The 17853-nt window shown below is 64.5% G+C and carries 21 protein-coding genes; 7 read left to right on the forward strand and 14 right to left on the reverse strand.

The window, feature by feature from the left end:
• Window positions 1-104: 104 nt before the first annotated feature.
• A complete protein-coding gene (locus ACWW36_RS29615; protein ID WP_456139456.1) occupies window positions 105-818 on the forward strand; it encodes an IclR family transcriptional regulator in 714 nt (237 codons plus the stop codon).
• Window positions 819-909: 91 nt separating this feature from the next.
• On the forward strand, window positions 910-2514 hold the full coding sequence (locus ACWW36_RS29620) for an FAD-dependent oxidoreductase (RefSeq protein ID WP_456139457.1): 1605 nt from the start codon (window positions 910-912) through the stop codon (window positions 2512-2514).
• Here the strand turns inward: ACWW36_RS29620 and ACWW36_RS29625 are convergent.
• Genes ACWW36_RS29625 through ACWW36_RS29640 form a run of 4 tightly spaced genes read right to left on the reverse strand, consistent with a single transcriptional unit; the run spans window position 2511 to window position 4917 of the window.
• On the reverse strand, window positions 2511-2807 hold the full coding sequence (locus tag ACWW36_RS29625; RefSeq protein WP_456139458.1) for a cytochrome C oxidase subunit IV family protein: 297 nt from the start codon (window positions 2805-2807) through the stop codon (window positions 2511-2513). The two genes, ACWW36_RS29620 and ACWW36_RS29625, sit on opposite strands and share 4 nt — an antisense overlap.
• 3 nt (window positions 2808-2810) lie before the next feature.
• Window positions 2811-3410, reverse strand: a complete 600-nt coding sequence (locus tag ACWW36_RS29630) for a cytochrome c oxidase subunit 3 (protein WP_456139459.1) — start codon at window positions 3408-3410, stop codon at window positions 2811-2813.
• Entirely contained in the window at window positions 3407-4213 is an 807-nt protein-coding gene (locus tag ACWW36_RS29635) for a hypothetical protein (protein WP_456139460.1), read from the reverse strand. The genes ACWW36_RS29630 and ACWW36_RS29635 overlap by 4 nt, the downstream gene beginning before the upstream one ends.
• Window positions 4210-4917, reverse strand: a complete 708-nt coding sequence (locus ACWW36_RS29640; protein ID WP_456139461.1) for a hypothetical protein — start codon at window positions 4915-4917, stop codon at window positions 4210-4212. Before ACWW36_RS29640 ends, ACWW36_RS29635 begins: the two co-directional genes overlap by 4 nt.
• 98 nt (window positions 4918-5015) lie before the next feature.
• Between ACWW36_RS29640 and ACWW36_RS29645 the strand changes: the two genes are divergently transcribed.
• Window positions 5016-5600 carry a TetR/AcrR family transcriptional regulator gene (locus tag ACWW36_RS29645; protein ID WP_456139462.1) on the forward strand — a complete coding sequence of 195 codons (585 nt, stop codon included), beginning with the start codon at window positions 5016-5018 and terminating at the stop codon, window positions 5598-5600.
• Window positions 5597-6061 carry a nuclear transport factor 2 family protein gene (locus ACWW36_RS29650; RefSeq protein WP_456139463.1) on the forward strand — a complete coding sequence of 155 codons (465 nt, stop codon included), beginning with the start codon at window positions 5597-5599 and terminating at the stop codon, window positions 6059-6061. The genes ACWW36_RS29645 and ACWW36_RS29650 overlap by 4 nt, the downstream gene beginning before the upstream one ends.
• Here ACWW36_RS29650 and meaB read toward each other — a convergent pair whose 3' ends face one another.
• Complete coding sequence (gene meaB / locus ACWW36_RS29655; RefSeq protein ID WP_456139464.1) at window positions 6062-6937, reverse strand: methylmalonyl Co-A mutase-associated GTPase MeaB; 876 nt, start codon at window positions 6935-6937, stop codon at window positions 6062-6064.
• A gap of 10 nt (window positions 6938-6947) precedes the next feature.
• Window positions 6948-8099: a thiolase family protein gene (locus tag ACWW36_RS29660; protein WP_456139465.1), complete on the reverse strand. Its 1152-nt coding sequence runs from the start codon at window positions 8097-8099 to the stop codon at window positions 6948-6950.
• A 71-nt stretch (window positions 8100-8170) separates the two neighbouring features.
• On the opposite strand from ACWW36_RS29660, the gene ACWW36_RS29665 reads away from it, so the two are divergent.
• Complete coding sequence (locus ACWW36_RS29665) at window positions 8171-8935, forward strand: SDR family NAD(P)-dependent oxidoreductase (protein WP_456139466.1); 765 nt, start codon at window positions 8171-8173, stop codon at window positions 8933-8935.
• Window positions 8932-9672 (forward strand): SDR family NAD(P)-dependent oxidoreductase, encoded by a 741-nt coding sequence (locus ACWW36_RS29670; protein WP_456139467.1) that lies wholly within the window; start codon window positions 8932-8934, stop codon window positions 9670-9672. Before ACWW36_RS29665 ends, ACWW36_RS29670 begins: the two co-directional genes overlap by 4 nt.
• 4 nt (window positions 9673-9676) lie before the next feature.
• Here the strand turns inward: ACWW36_RS29670 and ACWW36_RS29675 are convergent, their stop codons facing one another.
• From ACWW36_RS29675 to ACWW36_RS29700, 6 genes are all read right to left on the reverse strand, one after another.
• The gene (locus ACWW36_RS29675) at window positions 9677-10069 is read right to left on the reverse strand and encodes a DUF5313 domain-containing protein (protein WP_456142683.1); all 393 of its coding nucleotides are present in this window, start codon (window positions 10067-10069) and stop codon (window positions 9677-9679) included.
• 47 nt (window positions 10070-10116) lie between these two features.
• Entirely contained in the window at window positions 10117-10611 is a 495-nt protein-coding gene (locus ACWW36_RS29680; RefSeq protein WP_456139468.1) for a MarR family winged helix-turn-helix transcriptional regulator, read from the reverse strand.
• Between the two features lie 111 nt (window positions 10612-10722).
• Entirely contained in the window at window positions 10723-11487 is a 765-nt protein-coding gene (locus ACWW36_RS29685; protein WP_456139469.1) for an enoyl-CoA hydratase/isomerase family protein, read from the reverse strand.
• Between the two features lies 1 nt (window position 11488).
• On the reverse strand, window positions 11489-12577 hold the full coding sequence (locus ACWW36_RS29690) for an acyl-CoA dehydrogenase family protein (RefSeq protein WP_456139470.1): 1089 nt from the start codon (window positions 12575-12577) through the stop codon (window positions 11489-11491).
• Window positions 12564-13376: an acyl-CoA dehydrogenase family protein gene (locus ACWW36_RS29695; protein WP_456139471.1), complete on the reverse strand. Its 813-nt coding sequence runs from the start codon at window positions 13374-13376 to the stop codon at window positions 12564-12566. The genes ACWW36_RS29690 and ACWW36_RS29695 overlap by 14 nt, the downstream gene beginning before the upstream one ends.
• Window positions 13361-14758, reverse strand: coding sequence for a class I adenylate-forming enzyme family protein (locus ACWW36_RS29700; protein WP_456139472.1), 1398 nt, complete (start codon window positions 14756-14758; stop codon window positions 13361-13363). The genes ACWW36_RS29695 and ACWW36_RS29700 overlap by 16 nt, the downstream gene beginning before the upstream one ends.
• Window positions 14759-14858: 100 nt before the next feature.
• On the opposite strand from ACWW36_RS29700, the gene ACWW36_RS29705 reads away from it, so the two are divergent.
• On the forward strand, window positions 14859-15866 hold the full coding sequence (locus tag ACWW36_RS29705) for a 2Fe-2S iron-sulfur cluster-binding protein (RefSeq protein ID WP_456139473.1): 1008 nt from the start codon (window positions 14859-14861) through the stop codon (window positions 15864-15866).
• Here ACWW36_RS29705 and ACWW36_RS29710 read toward each other — a convergent pair.
• Together ACWW36_RS29710 and ACWW36_RS29715 are read right to left on the reverse strand one after the other, a co-directional pair.
• Window positions 15854-16900 carry a CaiB/BaiF CoA transferase family protein gene (locus ACWW36_RS29710; protein ID WP_456139474.1) on the reverse strand — a complete coding sequence of 349 codons (1047 nt, stop codon included), beginning with the start codon at window positions 16898-16900 and terminating at the stop codon, window positions 15854-15856. The two genes, ACWW36_RS29705 and ACWW36_RS29710, sit on opposite strands and share 13 nt — an antisense overlap.
• Window positions 16897-17853, reverse strand: a complete 957-nt coding sequence (locus tag ACWW36_RS29715; protein ID WP_456139475.1) for an LLM class F420-dependent oxidoreductase — start codon at window positions 17851-17853, stop codon at window positions 16897-16899. The genes ACWW36_RS29710 and ACWW36_RS29715 overlap by 4 nt, the downstream gene beginning before the upstream one ends.

Below are 17853 nucleotides of genomic sequence, written 5' to 3' on the forward strand. Positions count from 1 at the left end.
TTTGTAAGCACTCTGCTCATTTATCGCACATCCGTGTGCACTATAGTCAGAGCATCACTCTCACGAGTGCTGGATGTCAAGGGAAGTCCGAGGAAGGTAGCGCCATGGCTCCACCGGCCAGCGCGGCAAGCGCCGACGACGCACCGAATGGTGCGCCGGGCTCGCAAACCTTGGCCAGAGGTCTCACGGCACTGCAGTTGGTCGCCACCTCGCCCACGGGGTTGACGGTCCAACAGGTTGCCGACAACATCGGCGTTCACCGCACGATCGCCTATCGCCTGCTCAGCACCCTCGCCAAGTTCCGATTCGTGGTCAAGGGAGAGGACGGCCGGTATCGATCAGCCGCCGCGCTCGCCGTGCTCGGGGCGTCGTTCGACAACAACGTCCGACAGTTGTGCGTGCCGACGCTGCGCACCTTGGCCGACGAGCTCGGCACCACGGTGTCACTTCTTGTAGCGGAGGGCGATCAGCAAGTGGCGATCGCCGTGATCGTGCCGACCAACGTCTTCTATCAACTGTCGTTCCACGAGGGCAGCCGGTATCCGCTGGACCGCGGGGCGGCCGGACTCGCGTTGCTGGCGTGCATGGCGCCGCGGCCGGGAGAACGCGACCTGGTCCAGCAGACGCGACAGCAAGGCTGGATCATCACGCACGGCGAGATCGAGCCGAACACCTACGGACTGGCCGTGCCCGTCAAGCGACGGCCGCCGTCGCCGCCGACGTGCATCAATCTCATCTCCCACCGCGAAGACGTGGTCATGGGTGGCAGGGATTCAGTCATCAAGGCGGCCAACGAATTATCTGCGATCCTCAGCTGAAGGGATGCGTCGAAAGTGAGCTTAAGTGCGACATTTTCGAGATTTCTCGACAACAACCTCACGTTCGGCGCCGTAGGGAAAGGCGAATGCCATGACTGACTGGGACCATGACGTCGACGTGGTGGTTCTCGGCAGCGGTGGGGCCGGTTTGACCGCCGCGCTGACGGCCGCGGCCAGCGGCGCGTCTGTCGAGGTATACGAGAAGGCCGCGACCGTCGGCGGGACAACGGCGGTTTCGGGCGGCATCGTGTGGATTCCCGCGCATGGTCGAGCGGCCGAAGGGGAACTGACGGTCGACGACGCGATGGCGTACCTGCGCGCGCAGTCACTGGGATATATGGACGACGCGCTGGTTGAGACGTTCGTCCGCACCGGCGCCGAAATGCTGGACTTCGTTGAGGCCCATAGCGATCTGCAGTTCGAGGTGGCAGAAGGGTTTCCGGACTACAAACCCGAATTGCCCGGCGGGCGCCCGACGGGCGGGCGGTCCCTGAACGCCAAACCGTTCGATCTGTCGCGGATCGGTGAATGGCGGGACCGCATCACGTCGTTCCCCGCGGACTTCAGCAATGTCGGCATCGACGCCGAGACCAGGGCCCGCATCCATGCGGCCGTCGACGACGAGGAGGGTGACTACTGCGTGGCAGGCACGGCGCTGATCGCCGGGCTGTTGAAGGGACTGCTCGACCGGGGTGTGGTTCCGCAGACTAATGCGCGGGCTGTCGAACTGATCGCCGACGCGTTGGGTATCACCGGTGTGCGAATCTCTCAGGGGGACAGAAATTTCCATGTTCGCGCTCGCCGCGGCGTCGTACTGGCGACCGGTGGGTTCGAGTGGGACGCCAAGCTCGTCGAGGCATATCTGCGCGGACCGATGCGCGGCGCGGTGTCGCCTCCGAACAACACCGGCGATGGCCTGCGCATGGCGATGGCGCACGGTGCGGACCTGGCGAACATGGGCGAAGCGTGGTGGGTGCCGATTGTGCAGCTCCCCGGCGATACATTCCAGGGACAGCCCCGCAGCCGCAGCGTGCGGCTGGAACGCACCCGCCCGCGGAGCATCATCGTCAATCGCGCCGGCAAGCGATTCCTCAACGAGGCAGGCGAATACAACTCGATGGCGGGCCCGTTCCAGTACCTCGACCCGCGCGACGGATACGCCAACGACCCCGCGTGGATCGTCTTCGACTCATTGCATTTGAAGCGCTACGGCTTCCTCGGCGTGGAACCAGGTGAGCCAGCGCCGGAGTGGTTCTCGCCGTCGGCGGACCTCGCCGAACTTTCAGCTAAGACGGGCATCGACGAAGAGGGATTGAAGCGCACTCTTGCGGCGTGGAACGACGCAGTCGCCCACGAGGTCGATTCCGACTTCGGCCGTGGCTCAAGCGCTTACGACGGGTATTGGGGTGACAACAACGCCGCAACGGTCCCCGGCCAGACACTGGGACCGATCGATACGGCGTCGTATTACGCGGTGCCGGTGTGGATTGGCGCGATGGGGACGAAGGGCGGCCCGCGCACTGACCGCGACGGCCGCGTGCTGCATGTGAACGGATCCGCTATCCCGGGCTTGTTCGCAGCGGGGAACGCGATGGCCGGTGCGACGGGTAAGGCCTACGGCGGTGCGGGCGGGACGCTCGGCCCTGCGCTGGTATTCGGCTACCGCGCCGGGCTGGCGGTGTCGGCGCAGGCCTAGCCGGCAACAGCTGTGCCGACGAAATAGCTGCCCAACAGGCACACGGCAATCAGAACAACCCAGGCATCCGTGAGGCGACACAGCCATGCGGGGGCATGGCGTACCTCCATGAACTCCCGGAAAATGATGCGCACCTTGATGAGTGCGATCACAATCGCGCTCACGGTGACCACGGTGCTGGCCTGCGGCACCCCGTCATGATCGGCCGAGCGATCCAACCAGACGTACGCCAGTGTCATCGCGGTGAGCACCAGCCAGACGATCGCCAGCCTCTTATTGAAAGTTCCGCTCACCGATCACCTCACGACGTAGAGCAACGCGAAAATCAGGACCCACAGGAAATCGACCGTGTGCCAATAGGTGGCGCACGTTTCCACCAGCTGTTGTGATCGCCGCGCCGGACTCCACAACTGATACACGGCGACCCCCATCACGACGAAGCCGATCAGCAGATGCAGAAGGTGGATTGACGTCAGAAAGAAGAAATGCTGGAAGAACTCATTTCTGGTAAACGTGTTCCCGAGCCGGATCTCCTTGACCCACTCGAGCACTTTGGATAACAGGAACGCGACGCCGAAGCCGATCGTCAGGAACGCATCTCTCAGTGCGTCCCGGTACGCGCCCTCGCGAGACGCTTGGACGCACCGCGCGACCGCCCACGAACTCAGCAGTAGGGCAATGGTGTTGAAGACCCCGAAGCGGAGGTCGAGATCGGCTTGGGACTGTAGGTAAAGATCCCGATTCTGGATACGGCCGATGAGGTAGACCGAGAAGTACCCCGTGAAGAGCAGCGATTCGAAGAGGACGAACACCCACATGTCCGGTTGGCCCGGCACAAACCGGGCTGGCTTGCGCTCGGCCTCATCCGTTGAGTGGCCCTGCTGCAGATTCGTCATTGCATCACCCCGACCGAATCCGGCTGGCTACGTTGCGCTTTGGGCGGCAAATCAGGCAGCGGGCCTGAGCCGAAATCATCGCGCTGGATCATCTTGCGCAGCAGCACGATGAAGCAGGCGGTATAGGTAACGAACACGACCATGTTGATCCACCACGCAATTGCACCGTTCCAGGCAAAGACGCCGCGTTGAAAGATCCATGCCGGCGCGACGACAACTTCGGTCAGCGCATTGCAAAGACCCAGATAACCGAACCACTTTGGGAAGACCCGGTTCTTGTCGATCAATATGGCAACCAGCCAGACCAGGGAGCCGATCATGAAGACGCCCATGGTGCCGCTGAACGACAGGAATGCGAAATCGAAGAGCCAGTGGATCAGTTCGGGATCGCGGTCCGGCCGTAGCGCTCCGACGGTCATCGCGATGGCCATCACCAGCATGCCGGGGATGGCGCTGACCGAGTACATGATGAGGTACGAGTATCCGAAGACGCGGCTCACTGACATCCGCCGCATCGAGTATGCGAGAAGGGCATTCATCGGCGCGGTCATGCCTGAGATGAGGAAAACAACGCCGAATCCGGCGAGAAGGCCGAAGTGGCGATCATTGAACCACTGCACGACCATCGGTGTGTCCCAGGCCGGGCTCGCTGGAGGCTGGACGCGCGTCACCAGGAAGAACAGCACACCGTAGAGCTGGTAGAAGATCACCATCACCCACCACGCGAACCACAACTCACGCTTGGGATGGTGACGAAAATTCCAGACGAACCGGCCGACCGGTGATCCTGTCGGTGTACTCATGCGGCAACCGGCTCCTCGGCACGCCGACGCAAGATGGTTTGGCCGAGAACGACTCCCATCACGATGATCCAGACGGCGATCGCGATGTTCTTGACCCAGAACGACAACAGTCCGTCCCACGCCAGCGGCCCGCTGAACGTCAGCGCGGTGAAAGCGGCAGGCGCCAAGGCGACAGCAACAAGAAGATTGAAGTGTGCCACCCACATTTTGAAAACGGGTTGCTCCTGGCGGTCCCAATAGATCGCCAACGCGAGCATTAGGCATTGGGCGATCAGGTACGGAACCAGGACGGTGAAGGTTACCCACGCGAGATCGTTGAGCAGCTGGGTCAACTCCGGGGAACGTTCCGGCCGGAAGGAGCCGAGGAGCCAGAAGATGTTGGCGATCAAGAAGAGACAGGGCGGGCCGCCGGCGCAGGAAATCAGACTGTAGGACAGCATCGGCGTCCGGTGCGCCATCCGGCGCACCTGCATCGCCAAGAGAATGACGGTCGGGATCAGTCCCACTCCGAACCAGTTGAACAGGATCATGCTGTAGCGAATCCGCGCGGTTTCATCGCGATAGAAGGCTGCGACGGCGTCCGCGGACATGGTTGGCGACATCGGGTGAAGGAAGCCAGGAAACAGAAAGAAGGCGGATACCCAGATGATTGCGATCGCGGGCAGGGTCCAGAAAAGGATCAACTCCCCATCAGGTCGTCTCATCGTCGAACCTCTTCACGCGTAGCGTTGGTTGCCGATCGGCAACTTGGACGGTAGCCGATCGGCAACCAAGCGGTCAATCCTCCGCTACCCTCGTCACTGTGACGTCCACCCAGGCGGACCGCAGATTCAGCGCGATCACACGCACGGCCGCTCAAACCCGCGTGCTGGACGCGGCGTTAAAACTGATCGCCGAACGCGGTGTCAGCGGGACGTCGCTGCAGATGATCGCCGACGAGATGGGTGTGACGAAGGCGGCCGTGTACCGCCAGTTCAAGACGAAGGAAGAGATCGTCATCGCCATCACCGAACGCGAGATGAGCAGGCTCGAGGATGCGCTCGATGCGGCCGAAGCCGAGGGGCACCCCCTGCGGGCGCGAGAGGTTCTCCTCGACAGGATGATCGAGCAAGCCATCGATCGCCGCGGCGCATTCAACGTTCCGTTGTTCGATCCCGTCATCATTCGCCTGCAGGCCGAGTACGGGCCATTCCAGCAGTTCATCGAACGCCTCTACGCGGCCCTGCTCGGCACGGAAGCCGGCGTCGAGGCACGCCTTCACGCAGCCATGCTGTCGAGCGCGATCAGCGTCGCCGTGATGCATCCGCTGCTCGCCGATGTCGACGGCGATACCCTACGGACGCACTTGAAAGAGATGACACGTCGGATGCTCGGTCTTCCCGAATGACGATCCAAGCCATCGCCGACGAACTCATGATCCGCAGTCTCGTGCACCGGTACGCGGACGCCGCCTCCCGCCGCGATCCACTAGGCGTTGCAAGCACTTTCACGAACGACGGCGAGTGGCACGCTCCCGAACTAGGGCACCACAAGGGGCACGACGCGATGCTGACCTTCTTCACCGCGATGCTCAGCGGTTGGAACGTGTTCCTCCAAGGCCTGATGTCAGGTGTGGTCGTTCTGGACCAGGCGAATACCGACCGCGCCGCTGGACGCTGGTTCGTCCAAGAGGTCGGCCAACGCTCCGAAGGAACCGATTTGAGCATTGCGGGCGTGTACCACGACGAGTACGTACGGGAAGCCGGCGCGTGGCTCATCATGCGCCGCCGCTACGACCCTCTGGTGAGGAAGGTCGACGACGCCGTGACTGTACTGCCGTTTCCCGTAGGTGTTTCAGAGATCCAGTAGCTAGGGCTCGACTGGAACGACGAAGAGTTGTTCGGCCGCGGTGTAGGGATCGCCGCGCCCCTCCGCGACTCTTTCTGCCAAACGATCCAATTCAGGGTGGTTCCGCATGCGGGTCTGCGCCAACGACAGAATCTGGGCACGCGCACGCGCTACCCGTCGCTCCGGCGTGTCGCTGCGGTGATGTGCTTCGATCGCCGCGACGAGCTCCGGGATTCCTTCCCCCTGTGCCGCAACAAGTTTCAGAATTGGTGCCATGGTCTCACCGCGCAAGTCGCGCACGGTTTGGTCGGCGCCTTCGCGGTCTGCCTTGTTCACCACCACGAGGTCGGCGACTTCGAGCAGGCCCGCCTTAGCCGCCTGAACCGCGTCGCCTGCACCGGGATTCAGGATGACGATCGTCGGGTCGGCGATCGCCGCGATCTCGATCTCCGACTGCCCGACGCCGACCGTTTCCAACACGATCACGTCGTACGACAGCGCCGCCAGGAGCCTGATGGCGGCCGGGATCGCGGCGGCGAGCCCGCCGAGATGACCGCGCGTCGCCACTGAGCGGATGAGCACATCGGAGTCGTTGATATGCGCGGCCATTCGAATCCGGTCGCCCAGCAGTGCACCACCGCTGAATGGAGACGACGGGTCTACGGCCAGCACGGCCACCCGCATGCCGCGCTCGCGATACGCACCGACCAAAGCCCCGACCGTCGTCGACTTGCCTGCACCGGGTGGTCCCGTCACGCCGACGATCAACGGAGGCGTGGTTGGGCCTAGCGCATCGAGTACCTCGCTGCGGCGCGGACTTTCGACGAGGCTCAGCAGCTTTCCGGCGGCTCGCGTGGATCCGTTGCGTGCCGCCTCGATGAGCTCGTCGATGGTCATCTCTGCCAGTCTAGGGAGCGGGCACCTCGATGACGGTGGCAGAACCCATTCCGCCGCCGGCACACATGGCCGCCACCCCGATGCCGCCGCCGCGCCTGCGCAGTTCGTGCACAAGCGTCACGAGCATCCGGGCTCCGGTCGCAGCGACTGGATGGCCGAGCGAGCAGCCGCTGCCGCTGGGATTGACCTTGGCCGGATCGATGTCGAGCAGTTTGACGGTCGCCACACACATTGACGCGAACGCCTCGTTGATCTCGAACAGATCGACATCAGCCAGCGAAAGGCGCGCACGCTTAAGGGCTTTCGGGATTGCTTCGACCGGCGCTAGCCCCGTCGAGGCCGGATCCACACCGACCGACGCCCACGACCGGATGGTCGCCAGCGCCGGCAGTCCGAGGCGCTCACTCGCGATTCCGAGGATCGCCGCGCCGTCGTTGCCGCCGCACGCGTTGCCCGCAGTGATCGAAAATCCTTCGATCTCCGGGTGAAGCGGCTTGAGCGCGGCCAGCTTGTCCAGGGTGGTGTCGCGGCGCGGATGCTCGTCAACCTCGAACAAGCCATGCGGCGTGTCGATAGGCACGATCTCGTGCTTGAATCGGCCCTCGTCGATCGCCTGGATGGCCTTGCGGTGAGACCCCAGCGCCCACTCATCCATCTCTTCGCGGGAGATGCCCGCCTTGACCGCGGCGTTCCACCCGACCGTGATCGACATATCCATGTTCGGTGCATCCGGGCGGTCCGGATGCGTGGGCGGGAACCAGTCGACCATCTCACTGTCTTTTTGGCTGCCGGCGCGGCGCTTGAACCGCGGTGAGGTCGACGCCGAGTTCACCCCTCCGGCCAGGATCAGCTGATCCATGCCGGCCCGGATGCTGGCCGCGGCGCTCTGCACGGCGGCCTGGCCGGCCGCGCAGTGCCGGTTGACGGCCAGCCCCGGCACCGACGTGAGACCCGCGGTGATCGCGGCATGCCTCGCGACAACACCGCCGCCGTACAGGCCCTCACCCAGGATCACATCGTCGATCTGGGTGCTGGTGAGATCGGCGACAGCCGCGCCGACGACGTGGTCCGCCAGCTGATAGGCGTCGGTGTCCCGCAGAGTGCCCTTCATCGCGGTGCCGATGGGCGTACGCAGCGCGGACACTATGACGGCTTCAGGCATGGGTATCTCCGTTCCGTATGAGAATGATATTCTCTCAGTCCGAGAGTGCCAGTTGCAAGAAGGGGAACCACATGCAAATCGCAGGTAGCTCGGCGATCGTCGTCGGTGGCGCAGGTGGGCTGGGCGAGGCGACCGTCCGGCGTCTGCACGGCGCGGGGGCCAAGGTGGTCGTCGCCGACCTCGCCGACGAGAAGGGCAAGGAGCTCGAGAACGAGCTCGGGGTGCGCTACGTCCGCACGGACGCCACCTCGGAAGAGTCGGTCAACGCGGCGATCGCCGAGGCGTCGTCGCTGGCTCCCCTGCGGATTTCCGTCGACACCCACGGCGGCCCCGCCAGCGGTGGCCGACTGATCGGCAAGGACGGCTCGCCGCTCGATCTTGACGGCTTCAAGAAGACGATCGAGTTCTACCTGACCGCGGTCTTCAACGTGATGCGGCTGTCTGCGGCCGAGATCGCCAAGTCGGAGCCGCTGGACGAGGGCGCCCGCGGTGTCATCGTCAACACCGCGTCGATCGCCGGCTACGAAGGACAGATCGGTCAGCTCCCCTACTCCGCCGCCAAGGGCGGCGTGCTGGGCATGACGCTGGTCGCAGCGCGCGACTTGTCGCCGCTCGGCATCCGCGTCGTCACCATCGCGCCCGGCACGATCAACACCCCGGCGTACGGCAAGGCGGCCGATCAGCTCGAGCAGTACTGGGGTCCGCAGGTGCCGTTCCCCAAGCGCATGGGCCGGTCGATCGAGTACGCGCAACTGGCGCAGAGCATCATCGAAAACGACTATCTGAACGGCGAAATCATCCGTCTCGACGGAGCGCTGCGGTTCCCGCCGAAATGAGCCTGGCCGGCAAGGTCGCGTTCGTCGCCGGTGCCAGCCGTGGCATCGGCGCGACGGTCGCGAAGGCGCTTGCGGCACAAGGTGCTGCCGTCGCCGTGGCCGCGCGGTCAGAGCGAGAAGGCAAGGTGCCTGGCACGATTTACGCCGTCGCCGAAGGGATCACAGCGGCCGGCGGCCGTGCCTTGCCCGTTCCGTGTGACGTCACCAGTGAAGAGTCGGTGGAAGCCGCTGTTGCTCAGGCAGTTTCGGAGTTCGGCGGCATCGACATCCTGGTCGCCAACGCCGGCGTGCTGTGGCTTGGGCCGATCGAATCCACGCCGCTGAAGCGCTGGCAGCTGTGCCTGAACGTCAACCTGACCGGCGTCTTTCTGGTGACCAAAGCAGTCATCCCGCATGTGCGGGCGCGCGGCGGCGGATCACTGATAGCGGTGACGACGACGGGCGTCGGGATGATCGACCACGGCTCGAACGCCTACTGGGTGTCCAAGGCCGCGGTCGGACGGTTGTACCTCGGCCTGGCCTCAGATCTGGAGGCCGACAATATCGCGGTGAACTGTCTGAGCCCATCGCGAGTTGTGCTGACGGAGGGCTGGCAGGCCGGCGGTGGCGGCATGGAGATTCCGCCGGAGATGGTCGAGCCGCCGGAGGCGATGGCCAACGCCGCTGTCCTTCTCGCACAACAGGATGCAAGCGGTATCACCGGCACTATCCAACGCTCGGAAGCGCTCTCCGTCTAAGCGGTTAGAACGGGCTGCTGTTCGCCTGCCACTTGGCAGATTCCGGACGCGGACCGTAGCGACGGGCATAGTCCTCGTGTTTGCGCCTGTCTTTCTCGCGCCTGATCGTGTCGACCAGGTTCGGATCGAGACCGTGCTGCGCCAGCCGGTGGCGACGCCACACCTTGTTCAGCGCGAGCGACATCAGCACTGCCCAGATGTAGATCGGCGCCGTCATCTCAAGATGCACATACAACGAAGCGGGCAGTAGCCAGAACGGGGCGAGGACCAGAAGCGGGGGTATCACGGCCCGGATCATGTGTCGGCGCACAGCGCCCTCGCCGGCCAAATCGTCAGAGACCCAACTCCGCATTGAGTCGGGCAGGCGTCGCCCGTACGAGTAGGCGATGTATTGCATGACATTGGGTCGCGCAGTGGACACGGTTGCTCCTGATCTTCCGGTGCTCATCGTTCGAATGCGCCCGCTGCGAGGGCGGCGGCGTTGATGTGGGTCAGCACCTCGCGCAGGTGCTCGAGCTCTGCCAAGTCGACGCCGAGGCGTTCGACGACGGCGGGCGGGATCTGTGTCGCGCGGTCACGCAGCGCAGCCCCTTTGTCGGTTAGCTCGACATCGGTCGCGCGCTCGTCGGCGACGCTTCGGGTGCGTGTGATGAAGCCGAGCGCCTCCAGACGTTTCAACATCGGCGACAGCGTGGCCGAATCCAACTGCAGTGTCGTCGCAATCTGCTTGACCGACAGGGGTGAACCGTCCTTGGCGGATGTCTTCTGGTGATCCCAGAGCGCCAGCATCACCAGGTACTGCGGATGCGTCAGACCCAGCGGCTCGAGCAGCGGCCGGTAAACGGCGAGGACGGCCCGGTTGGTGACCGCCAGGGCAAAGCACACCTGCTGTTCGAGAGCTAGCGCGTCGACTTCGGAGGCTGCTATCTGCGCGGGCATAACTTGATCGTACCCTAATAGTTAGGGTGCGATCAATGTTGCCGGCATCACACGGCAGTGGTCAGCGAAAGCGTTCGGTCTCCGATTAGACCGCGAACGACCCTGGCGGCGTTACTTCTTGCCGTTGAGGCGCGTGACGATGTTGCGGAAGTCCTCTGTCTGGAAGGACTGGTCCTCGGCGGTGTTGGCGTAGTCCAGGACCGCAAGCACCGAACGCTCGAGGTGAATATTCAACAGCCGCTTGGTACTTTCGACGGCCTGCCTCGGCAATTCCATGATCTTCTTGGCGCAGGCCAGCGCCTCGGCCAGCGGGTCCGCGACGACGTGATTCGCCAAACCTAGTTCCGCGGCTCGCTGGGCCGGAATCCGCGTACCGGTGAGCGCATACTCCTTGGCGTGCAACAGGCTCATCTGCAGCGGCCAGACCAGCGGTCCACCGTCCGCGGCGACTAGCCCGACCTGCACATGCGGATCGGCAAGGTACGCATCGTCTTTCATGTAGACGATGTCGCTCAGCGCGACCAGGCTGCAGCCCAGCCCGACGGCTGGGCCATTCACCGCTGCCACCACCGGAATTCGGCATCGCGCCATGCCCAGCACGATCTCGCGGCCGTGCAGGATGGTCTTGGCGCGTAGATCGGCGTCCTGGCGCAACTCCTCGAGATACCCGAAGTCACCGCCCGCAGAGAATGCTCTGCCCGCCCCGGTGATCACCGCCGCGCGAGCTTCGCGGTCCTCGCCGAGCCGTGCCCAGATGTGGGCCAGGCCGGTATGCAACGCGTCGTTGACGGAGTTCAGCGAGTCGGGTCGGTTCAGCGTGATGATCCGCAGTGGGCCGTCGGCCTGGACATCGATTTCCGGTGGAAGATCGTACAATTCAGACTCCTAATCCGAGTATGCGCGACGCGATGATGTTCTTCTGGATCTGTGAGGTGCCGCCCATCACGCTCTGCGCGCGGCTATACATGTAGGCGCCGAACAACTCGGGATCGCTGGTTCCGACGGTGGCCAGGGCGGCGTGCCCGACGGATTGCTCGGTCCACGTCATCAACAGCTTGTCCAGCGACCCCTGCGGTCCGTGGGTGATGCCGTCCAATTGCTCGGACAGTCGCCTGCGCACGTGCAACCGCAGCATCTCTGTCTGCACCCACGCCCATGCCAATTCTTCCGGTGGCGGCCCGTCCACCTTGGATGCCAACTGGCGCACCAGCTTTCCGTACCGAGCCGAGAACCCAAGCGTCGACGGCTCGCGCTCGTGGCTGACGACCGTCATCGCCAGCTTCCAACCCTCCCCCGGCGCGCCCACCATGTTCTCGGCGGGCACCCGCGCCCCGTCGAATTCCACCTGACCGAATTCCTTGGTGACACCGCTGATCATCTTCAGCGGCCGCTGCTCGACCCCAGGCTGATGCATCGAGATGATGAACGCCGAGATGCCGCGATGTTTGGCGACGTCCTTGTCGGTTCGTGCCAGCAGCAGGCACCAATCGGCCACATCGGAATAGCTCGTCCAGATCTTGTGGCCGTGGATGACGTACTCGTCGCCCTCGCGAGTCGCCGTCGTGGTCAGCGACGCGAGGTCCGACCCGGCGCCGGGTTCGGAGAAGCCCTGGCACCACCGCTCGGTGCCGTTGATCATCCCCGGCAGAAAGCGTTGCTGTAGTTCCTTGCTGCCGTGATGGCCGAGGCCGACGACGAGATAGCCGAGGCTCGGCCGCGCCGGCGCGCCCGCCTTCGCGATCTCCTCGTCGACGATCACGTCGTAGACCGGCGGCAGATCTTGGCCGCCAAATTCTTTCGGCCACGACGTGCCGAAGAAGCCTGCCGCATAGAGCGCTTGATGCCACTCGCCCTGCTTGGCCCAGTACTCGTCACCCGATGTCGGGAACTTGCCCTTTTGTTCGGTCAGCCAGCCGCGCAACCGTTCCCGGAACGCAGCTTCCTCCGGCGAATCACGAAAATCCAATGGAAAGCTCCTCCAGCTTCACGGGCCACGCCTCGGTGGCGGCCAGCACCCTGCGCAGGTACACGTGTGCGAGGCACTCCCAGGTGTTGCCGATCCCACCATGTACCTGAATGGATGTTTCGCACACGGTCAATGCCGCACGCGCACAGTAGATCTTGGCGACCCGCGCTGCCTCCATCGCCTCCGCGGCGGGCAGCTCGTCGACCGCCCACGCGGCGTGGCGCAACACGCTGATCGAGCCCTCGATCAACGCGAGGCTCTCGGCGAGCAGGTGCGCAACCGCCTGATAGGACCCGATCGTCGCGCCGTACTGCTCGCGCATCTTGGCATAGTCCACGGCCACCGCATGCGCGCCGCGTGCGGACCCCACAAGGTCGGCACACGTGACCGTCAACGCGAGCGCCCGCCAACGGCCGGCGTCGTCGTTCGACAGTTCTTTGAGCTCAACCGGCGACTCGACCACTCCGGCAAGGCTTTTGGTCAGGTCGACGGACTCGGGACCTTCGGCCTCCGACGGCGAGCGACCGATACGGCCGGCGAGATCGTCGGCCAGCACGGGCCCGATGAACGGGACGTCGACAAGCCCACGCGCGAACTCCTCGGCCACGATAGCGACCTCCACACCGGACGCACCGTCGGAGCGCAACGCGCGAAATCCCGTGTTTTCGACCGCCTTCTCCAGCCGGTTGATCCGGTTCTGGTCCTCGAGATCGGCAACCGAACCGGGACCGAGATCATCGGCCAGCTTGGCGGCTGCATCCCGCAGCTGCTGTTGTTCACTCGTCAGACGGACGTCCACAGACGCTCCTTCAACACTCGGCGCAACACCTTCCCCGATGGCAGGCGCGGTATTTCAGCGACGAACACCACGCGGCTCGGCCGCTTATAGGACGCCAGCCGCTCCTCGACGAGCGCGATAAGCTCGTCTGCCTCGACCGGGGCGCACGAGTTGACCGCGGCGACAACCGCCTCACCGTTCGCCGCGTCGGGCACACCGAACACCGCGCAGTCCTCGACGGACGGATGCCCGTGCAGGACCGCCTCGATCTCGGCGGGCGCGACCTGGAATCCGCGCACCTTGATCATTTCCTTGGCCCGGTCGGTGATGCGCAACCAGCCGTCGTCATCGAGATAGCCGACGTCGCCCGTGCGATACCAACCGTCCGAAAAGGCCTGTGCTGTGGCCTCATTCGGCAGGTATCCGGCCATCAGCGAATCGGATCGCACCTGGATCTCGCCCACTTCACCCAGGGACAGCAGCTCACCGGTCTCCAGCGAGACGATCCGGAGCTGCGCCCCCGGCACCGGTCTTCCGACGGTGTCGAGGTGAGCGCCTTCGATGTCGTTACAGGCGATGACGGGGAGCTCGCTGGCGCCGTACGCGGTCACCCAGTTGACGCCGGTTCTGCGGGTCACTGCCTCGGCGACACTTGCGGTCACCGGCGTCGCGCACCACATGATGTACCGCAGCGACGACAGGTCGTAGGTTTCCAGGTTCGGGTGTGCGGCGAGCGCCAAAGCGATAGGAGCGACGGCCATTTCGATCGTGATCCGGTCGGCCTCGATATGGTGCAGCATGGCGTCGATGTCAAACCGGCGATGCAGCCTGATCCACGCGCCGGTGTCGAGCGCCATCGCAATGTTGAGCAGACCGAGGATGTGCGACGGCGGCGTCATGATCTGCATGCGATCCGCCGACGTCAGGCCCAATGCATCGCGCCAGTGCCGCACTGCCACACCGAAGGATTCGTGGGTGTGCCGGACGGCCTTGGGGAGCCCAGTTGTGCCTGAACTGAATACGAGCAGCGCCTCGGACTGCAGCGAGGGCGCTTCGAAAGTGCGCTGGCCCGGAGTCACCGGTTCGTCGATCGACAGCATCGACATGACCTCGGCGAGCACGGGATGGTCTCCGACGGCGTGCGAGGGTGTCGTGAGAGCCAACGCGTGCTCAACCTCGGCGCGCTTCCAGGCCGGGCTGAGAAGGACCACCGATGCGCCAAGGCGCCAGATGGCCCACAGAGCGACGACGAACTCTGGACGGTTCGACGACATCAGCGCGACGCGCTCGCCGGGCCGCACGCCGCGATGTTCGAGAACTGTCGCCATGCCGTTGGCGAGAGCCTCGAGTTGCGGGATGCTGTATTCCCGCTGGTCAAAGGCGAGCGCAGTCCGCTCACTCACGTCGCGCCCGCTCCTTTCCGAAACTTGAGAAGGTTTCCGTTCTCGAAGAGAATGGTATTCTCTTAATATCAGAATGACAATGCCAGGCGACAGGGGGACCATGGCCAAGCCGCACTTGTTCCACCGCGCGACGGTGTCCCGGATCATCAAGGAGACCGCCGACGCCCGGACCTATGTGCTGGCTCCGGACGAGACACCGTTCCCCTACAAGGCAGGCCAATTCTGCACGTTCAAAGTGCAGGTCGATGGCGAAGATCTGTACCGGTCGTACTCGATGTCGACCGCACCGGAGACCGACCCGGAGATGGCGACGACGGTCAAGCGGGTTCCCGGTGGGAAGGTGTCGAACTGGATGCTCGACAACCTCACCGAGGGTGACGAGGTCACCATGACCCGGGCGGCCGGCACCTTCTGCCTGACCCCTACATCAGTACCTCTGCTCGGATTCTGCGGCGGCAGCGGAGTCACACCCCTCCTGTCGTTGACGAAGAGCGCGCTGGCCACCACGGACCGAAAGGTCCGCCTGCTGTGCGCTGACCGCGACCGAACGTCCGTGATCTTCGACGCGGTGCTCGACGATCTCGTCACGCGGTACCCAGATCGACTAGAGGTGGTGCGCCACATCGACGCCGACCACGGGCTGATCGCCAGCACGGAGATCGTCGACTTCGTCGGCGATGACACCGACGCCGACTGCTATATCTGTGGGCCGCAGGGTTTCATGTCGGCCGTGACGTCAGCGCTGCCAGGCCCGGGCACGGTCTACATCGAGGACTTCGACGCAGCGCCGCAGACCCACGAGCCCGCATCGGCCGAGCAGGCGGATGCGACGGGCGGCACCATCACGATCCACCTCGACCGGAAGAAGGCCGAGGTGTCGCGTGTGGCAGGCGAAACGCTTCTGGAAAGCGCGCGACGGGCTGGACTGGCGCCGCCGTTCTCCTGCGAGGCAGGCAACTGCGGCACCTGCATGGCGCGCCTGTCCGAAGGCAGCGCGACCATGCGAGTCAATGACGCCCTGGAACAGGACGAGGTCGAGGACGGTTATGTGCTGACCTGCCAAGCCGTTCCGGATACGCCGTCAGTGACCGTGCATTACGAAGACTGATCCCCGTGCTCGTCGAGCATCGGGGGTGGCCGGTAGTCAGGCTCGTAGCCGTCGATCCGGATCGGGCTGCGGACAAGCTGGAAGTCCCCTGCCTTCACGATGACTTCGGGTGTGGCTTCCAGCGCCTCGGGTAGCGTCCGCACGGCCGCAACTGGAATGCCCAGCGGGCGCAACCGTGACTCCCAACTCACCGCCGTATCGGTGGCCAGCGCGACGCTGACGACGGCAAGCACCTCTTCGCGGCGCGCGGCGCGCTCTGCCATCGTCGGGAAGCCGTCGATCTTCGCCTCTGCGGCAAAGGCTTTCCAGAATGCGTCGTGAGTGATGAACAGCGCCAAGTACCCGTCTGCAGTCAAGAACAGCTGCGCGGGCACGTAATACGAGTGCGCGCCGAACGGATACCGCTGTGGTGCGGCGCCATCGTTGAGATACGCCGACGCCCGGTAGTTCAGCTGGGACAGCATCACGTCGCGCAGCGACACGTCCACCTGCCCGCCGCGCCCGGAGACAACCTGCGCGAGTAGACCCAGCGCCGCCGCAAGCCCGGTCGAGTTGTCGGCCGACGAATACCCCGGCAACGTCGGCGGTCCGGCCGGATCGCCGGTCATCGCCGCTACGCCCGTCGCCGCCTGGATCACGTAGTCGAAGGCGGGGTCGTCACCGCCGTCGAGCCCGAAGCCGGTCATCGCGACGCAGACGATCCGCTCGTTGTATTGCCGCAGCGAATCATAAGTCAGGCCAAGGCGTTTGATGGCCGACGGCTTCATGTTGACCAGCAGCGCATGTGCGTCGGCGACGAGCTCCCCGAGCTTGGCGCGCCCGGCTTCGGACCGCAGGTCGAGACATACGCTTTGCTTGTTGCGGTTGAGGCTGGCGAAATAGCTGTCGCTGACCTGACGCGAGATCTCGCCGCCCGGCGGCTCGATCTTGATGACTTCAGCGCCGAGGTCGGCCAGCAGCATCGTGGCGTAAGGACCGGCCAGCATCACGCCGACCTCGAGGATGCGGATGCCCGAAAGCGGCCCTTCGGTCATCGCACTTCAGCGGCCAGCTGCGAAATCACTTCGCGCGTCCGGTATTTCGAGGCAATCAACTCGTCGCGCGTCTCGCCGATCGGCAACAACCGCACTGAAAGGTCGGTGACACCGGCATCGGCGAAGCGGCGGAACCGCGCAAGAATGGCCTCCTCGTCGCCCGCCGCGGTCAGATCACCGACGTCACGGGCGTCACCGCGATCCAACAGTTTCTGATAGTTCGGCGACGTCTCCGCCTCAGCCAAAATGCGATTGGCGCGCGCCTTGGCGGCGTCGATCTCGGAGTTGGCGCACAAGCACACCGGGATGCCCGCAACGATGCGTGGTGCAGGACGTCCTGCGTTGTCCGCGGCCTTGGTGATCCGTGGCGCGATGTGATCGCCGATCGCTCGCTCGTCGGCCATCCATAACACGGTGCCATCGGCGAGTTCGCCTGCAATCTGGAGCATTACCGGCCCGAGCGCCGCGACCAGCACCGGCATCGGCTTCTCCGCGCCCAGCACTGTCGGGTTGTGCACGGTGAATGTGTCGTTCTCCACGTCGACCTCGCCTGGACCGGCCAGCGCGGTGTTGAGCACCTGGAGATAGTCACGGGTGTACGCCGCAGGCGTCTCGTACGGAATACCGAGCATGTCGCGCACGATCCAGTGGTGTGACGGCCCGACACCAAGCGCCAGCCTGCCGCCGGTGCCGGCGTTGACCGACAACGCTTGACGAGCCAACGCAATCGGGTGTTGCGCCTGCAACGGCACGACGGCGGTGCCGAGCTCGATACGCGACGTGCGTGTACCCATCAACGCAACCATGGTGAGACAGTCAAAATCGTTGGGCACCTGCGGCATCCATGCGGTGTCCATGCCCGCGGACTCCGCCCACTCGATGTCTTCGAGAAACTTCTTGACCTTGCGGGCCATATCGCCGCGCTCGGCCCCGATCATCACGCCAAGGCGCAT

It is taken from the genome of Mycobacterium sp. MMS18-G62, from assembly GCF_053877835.1.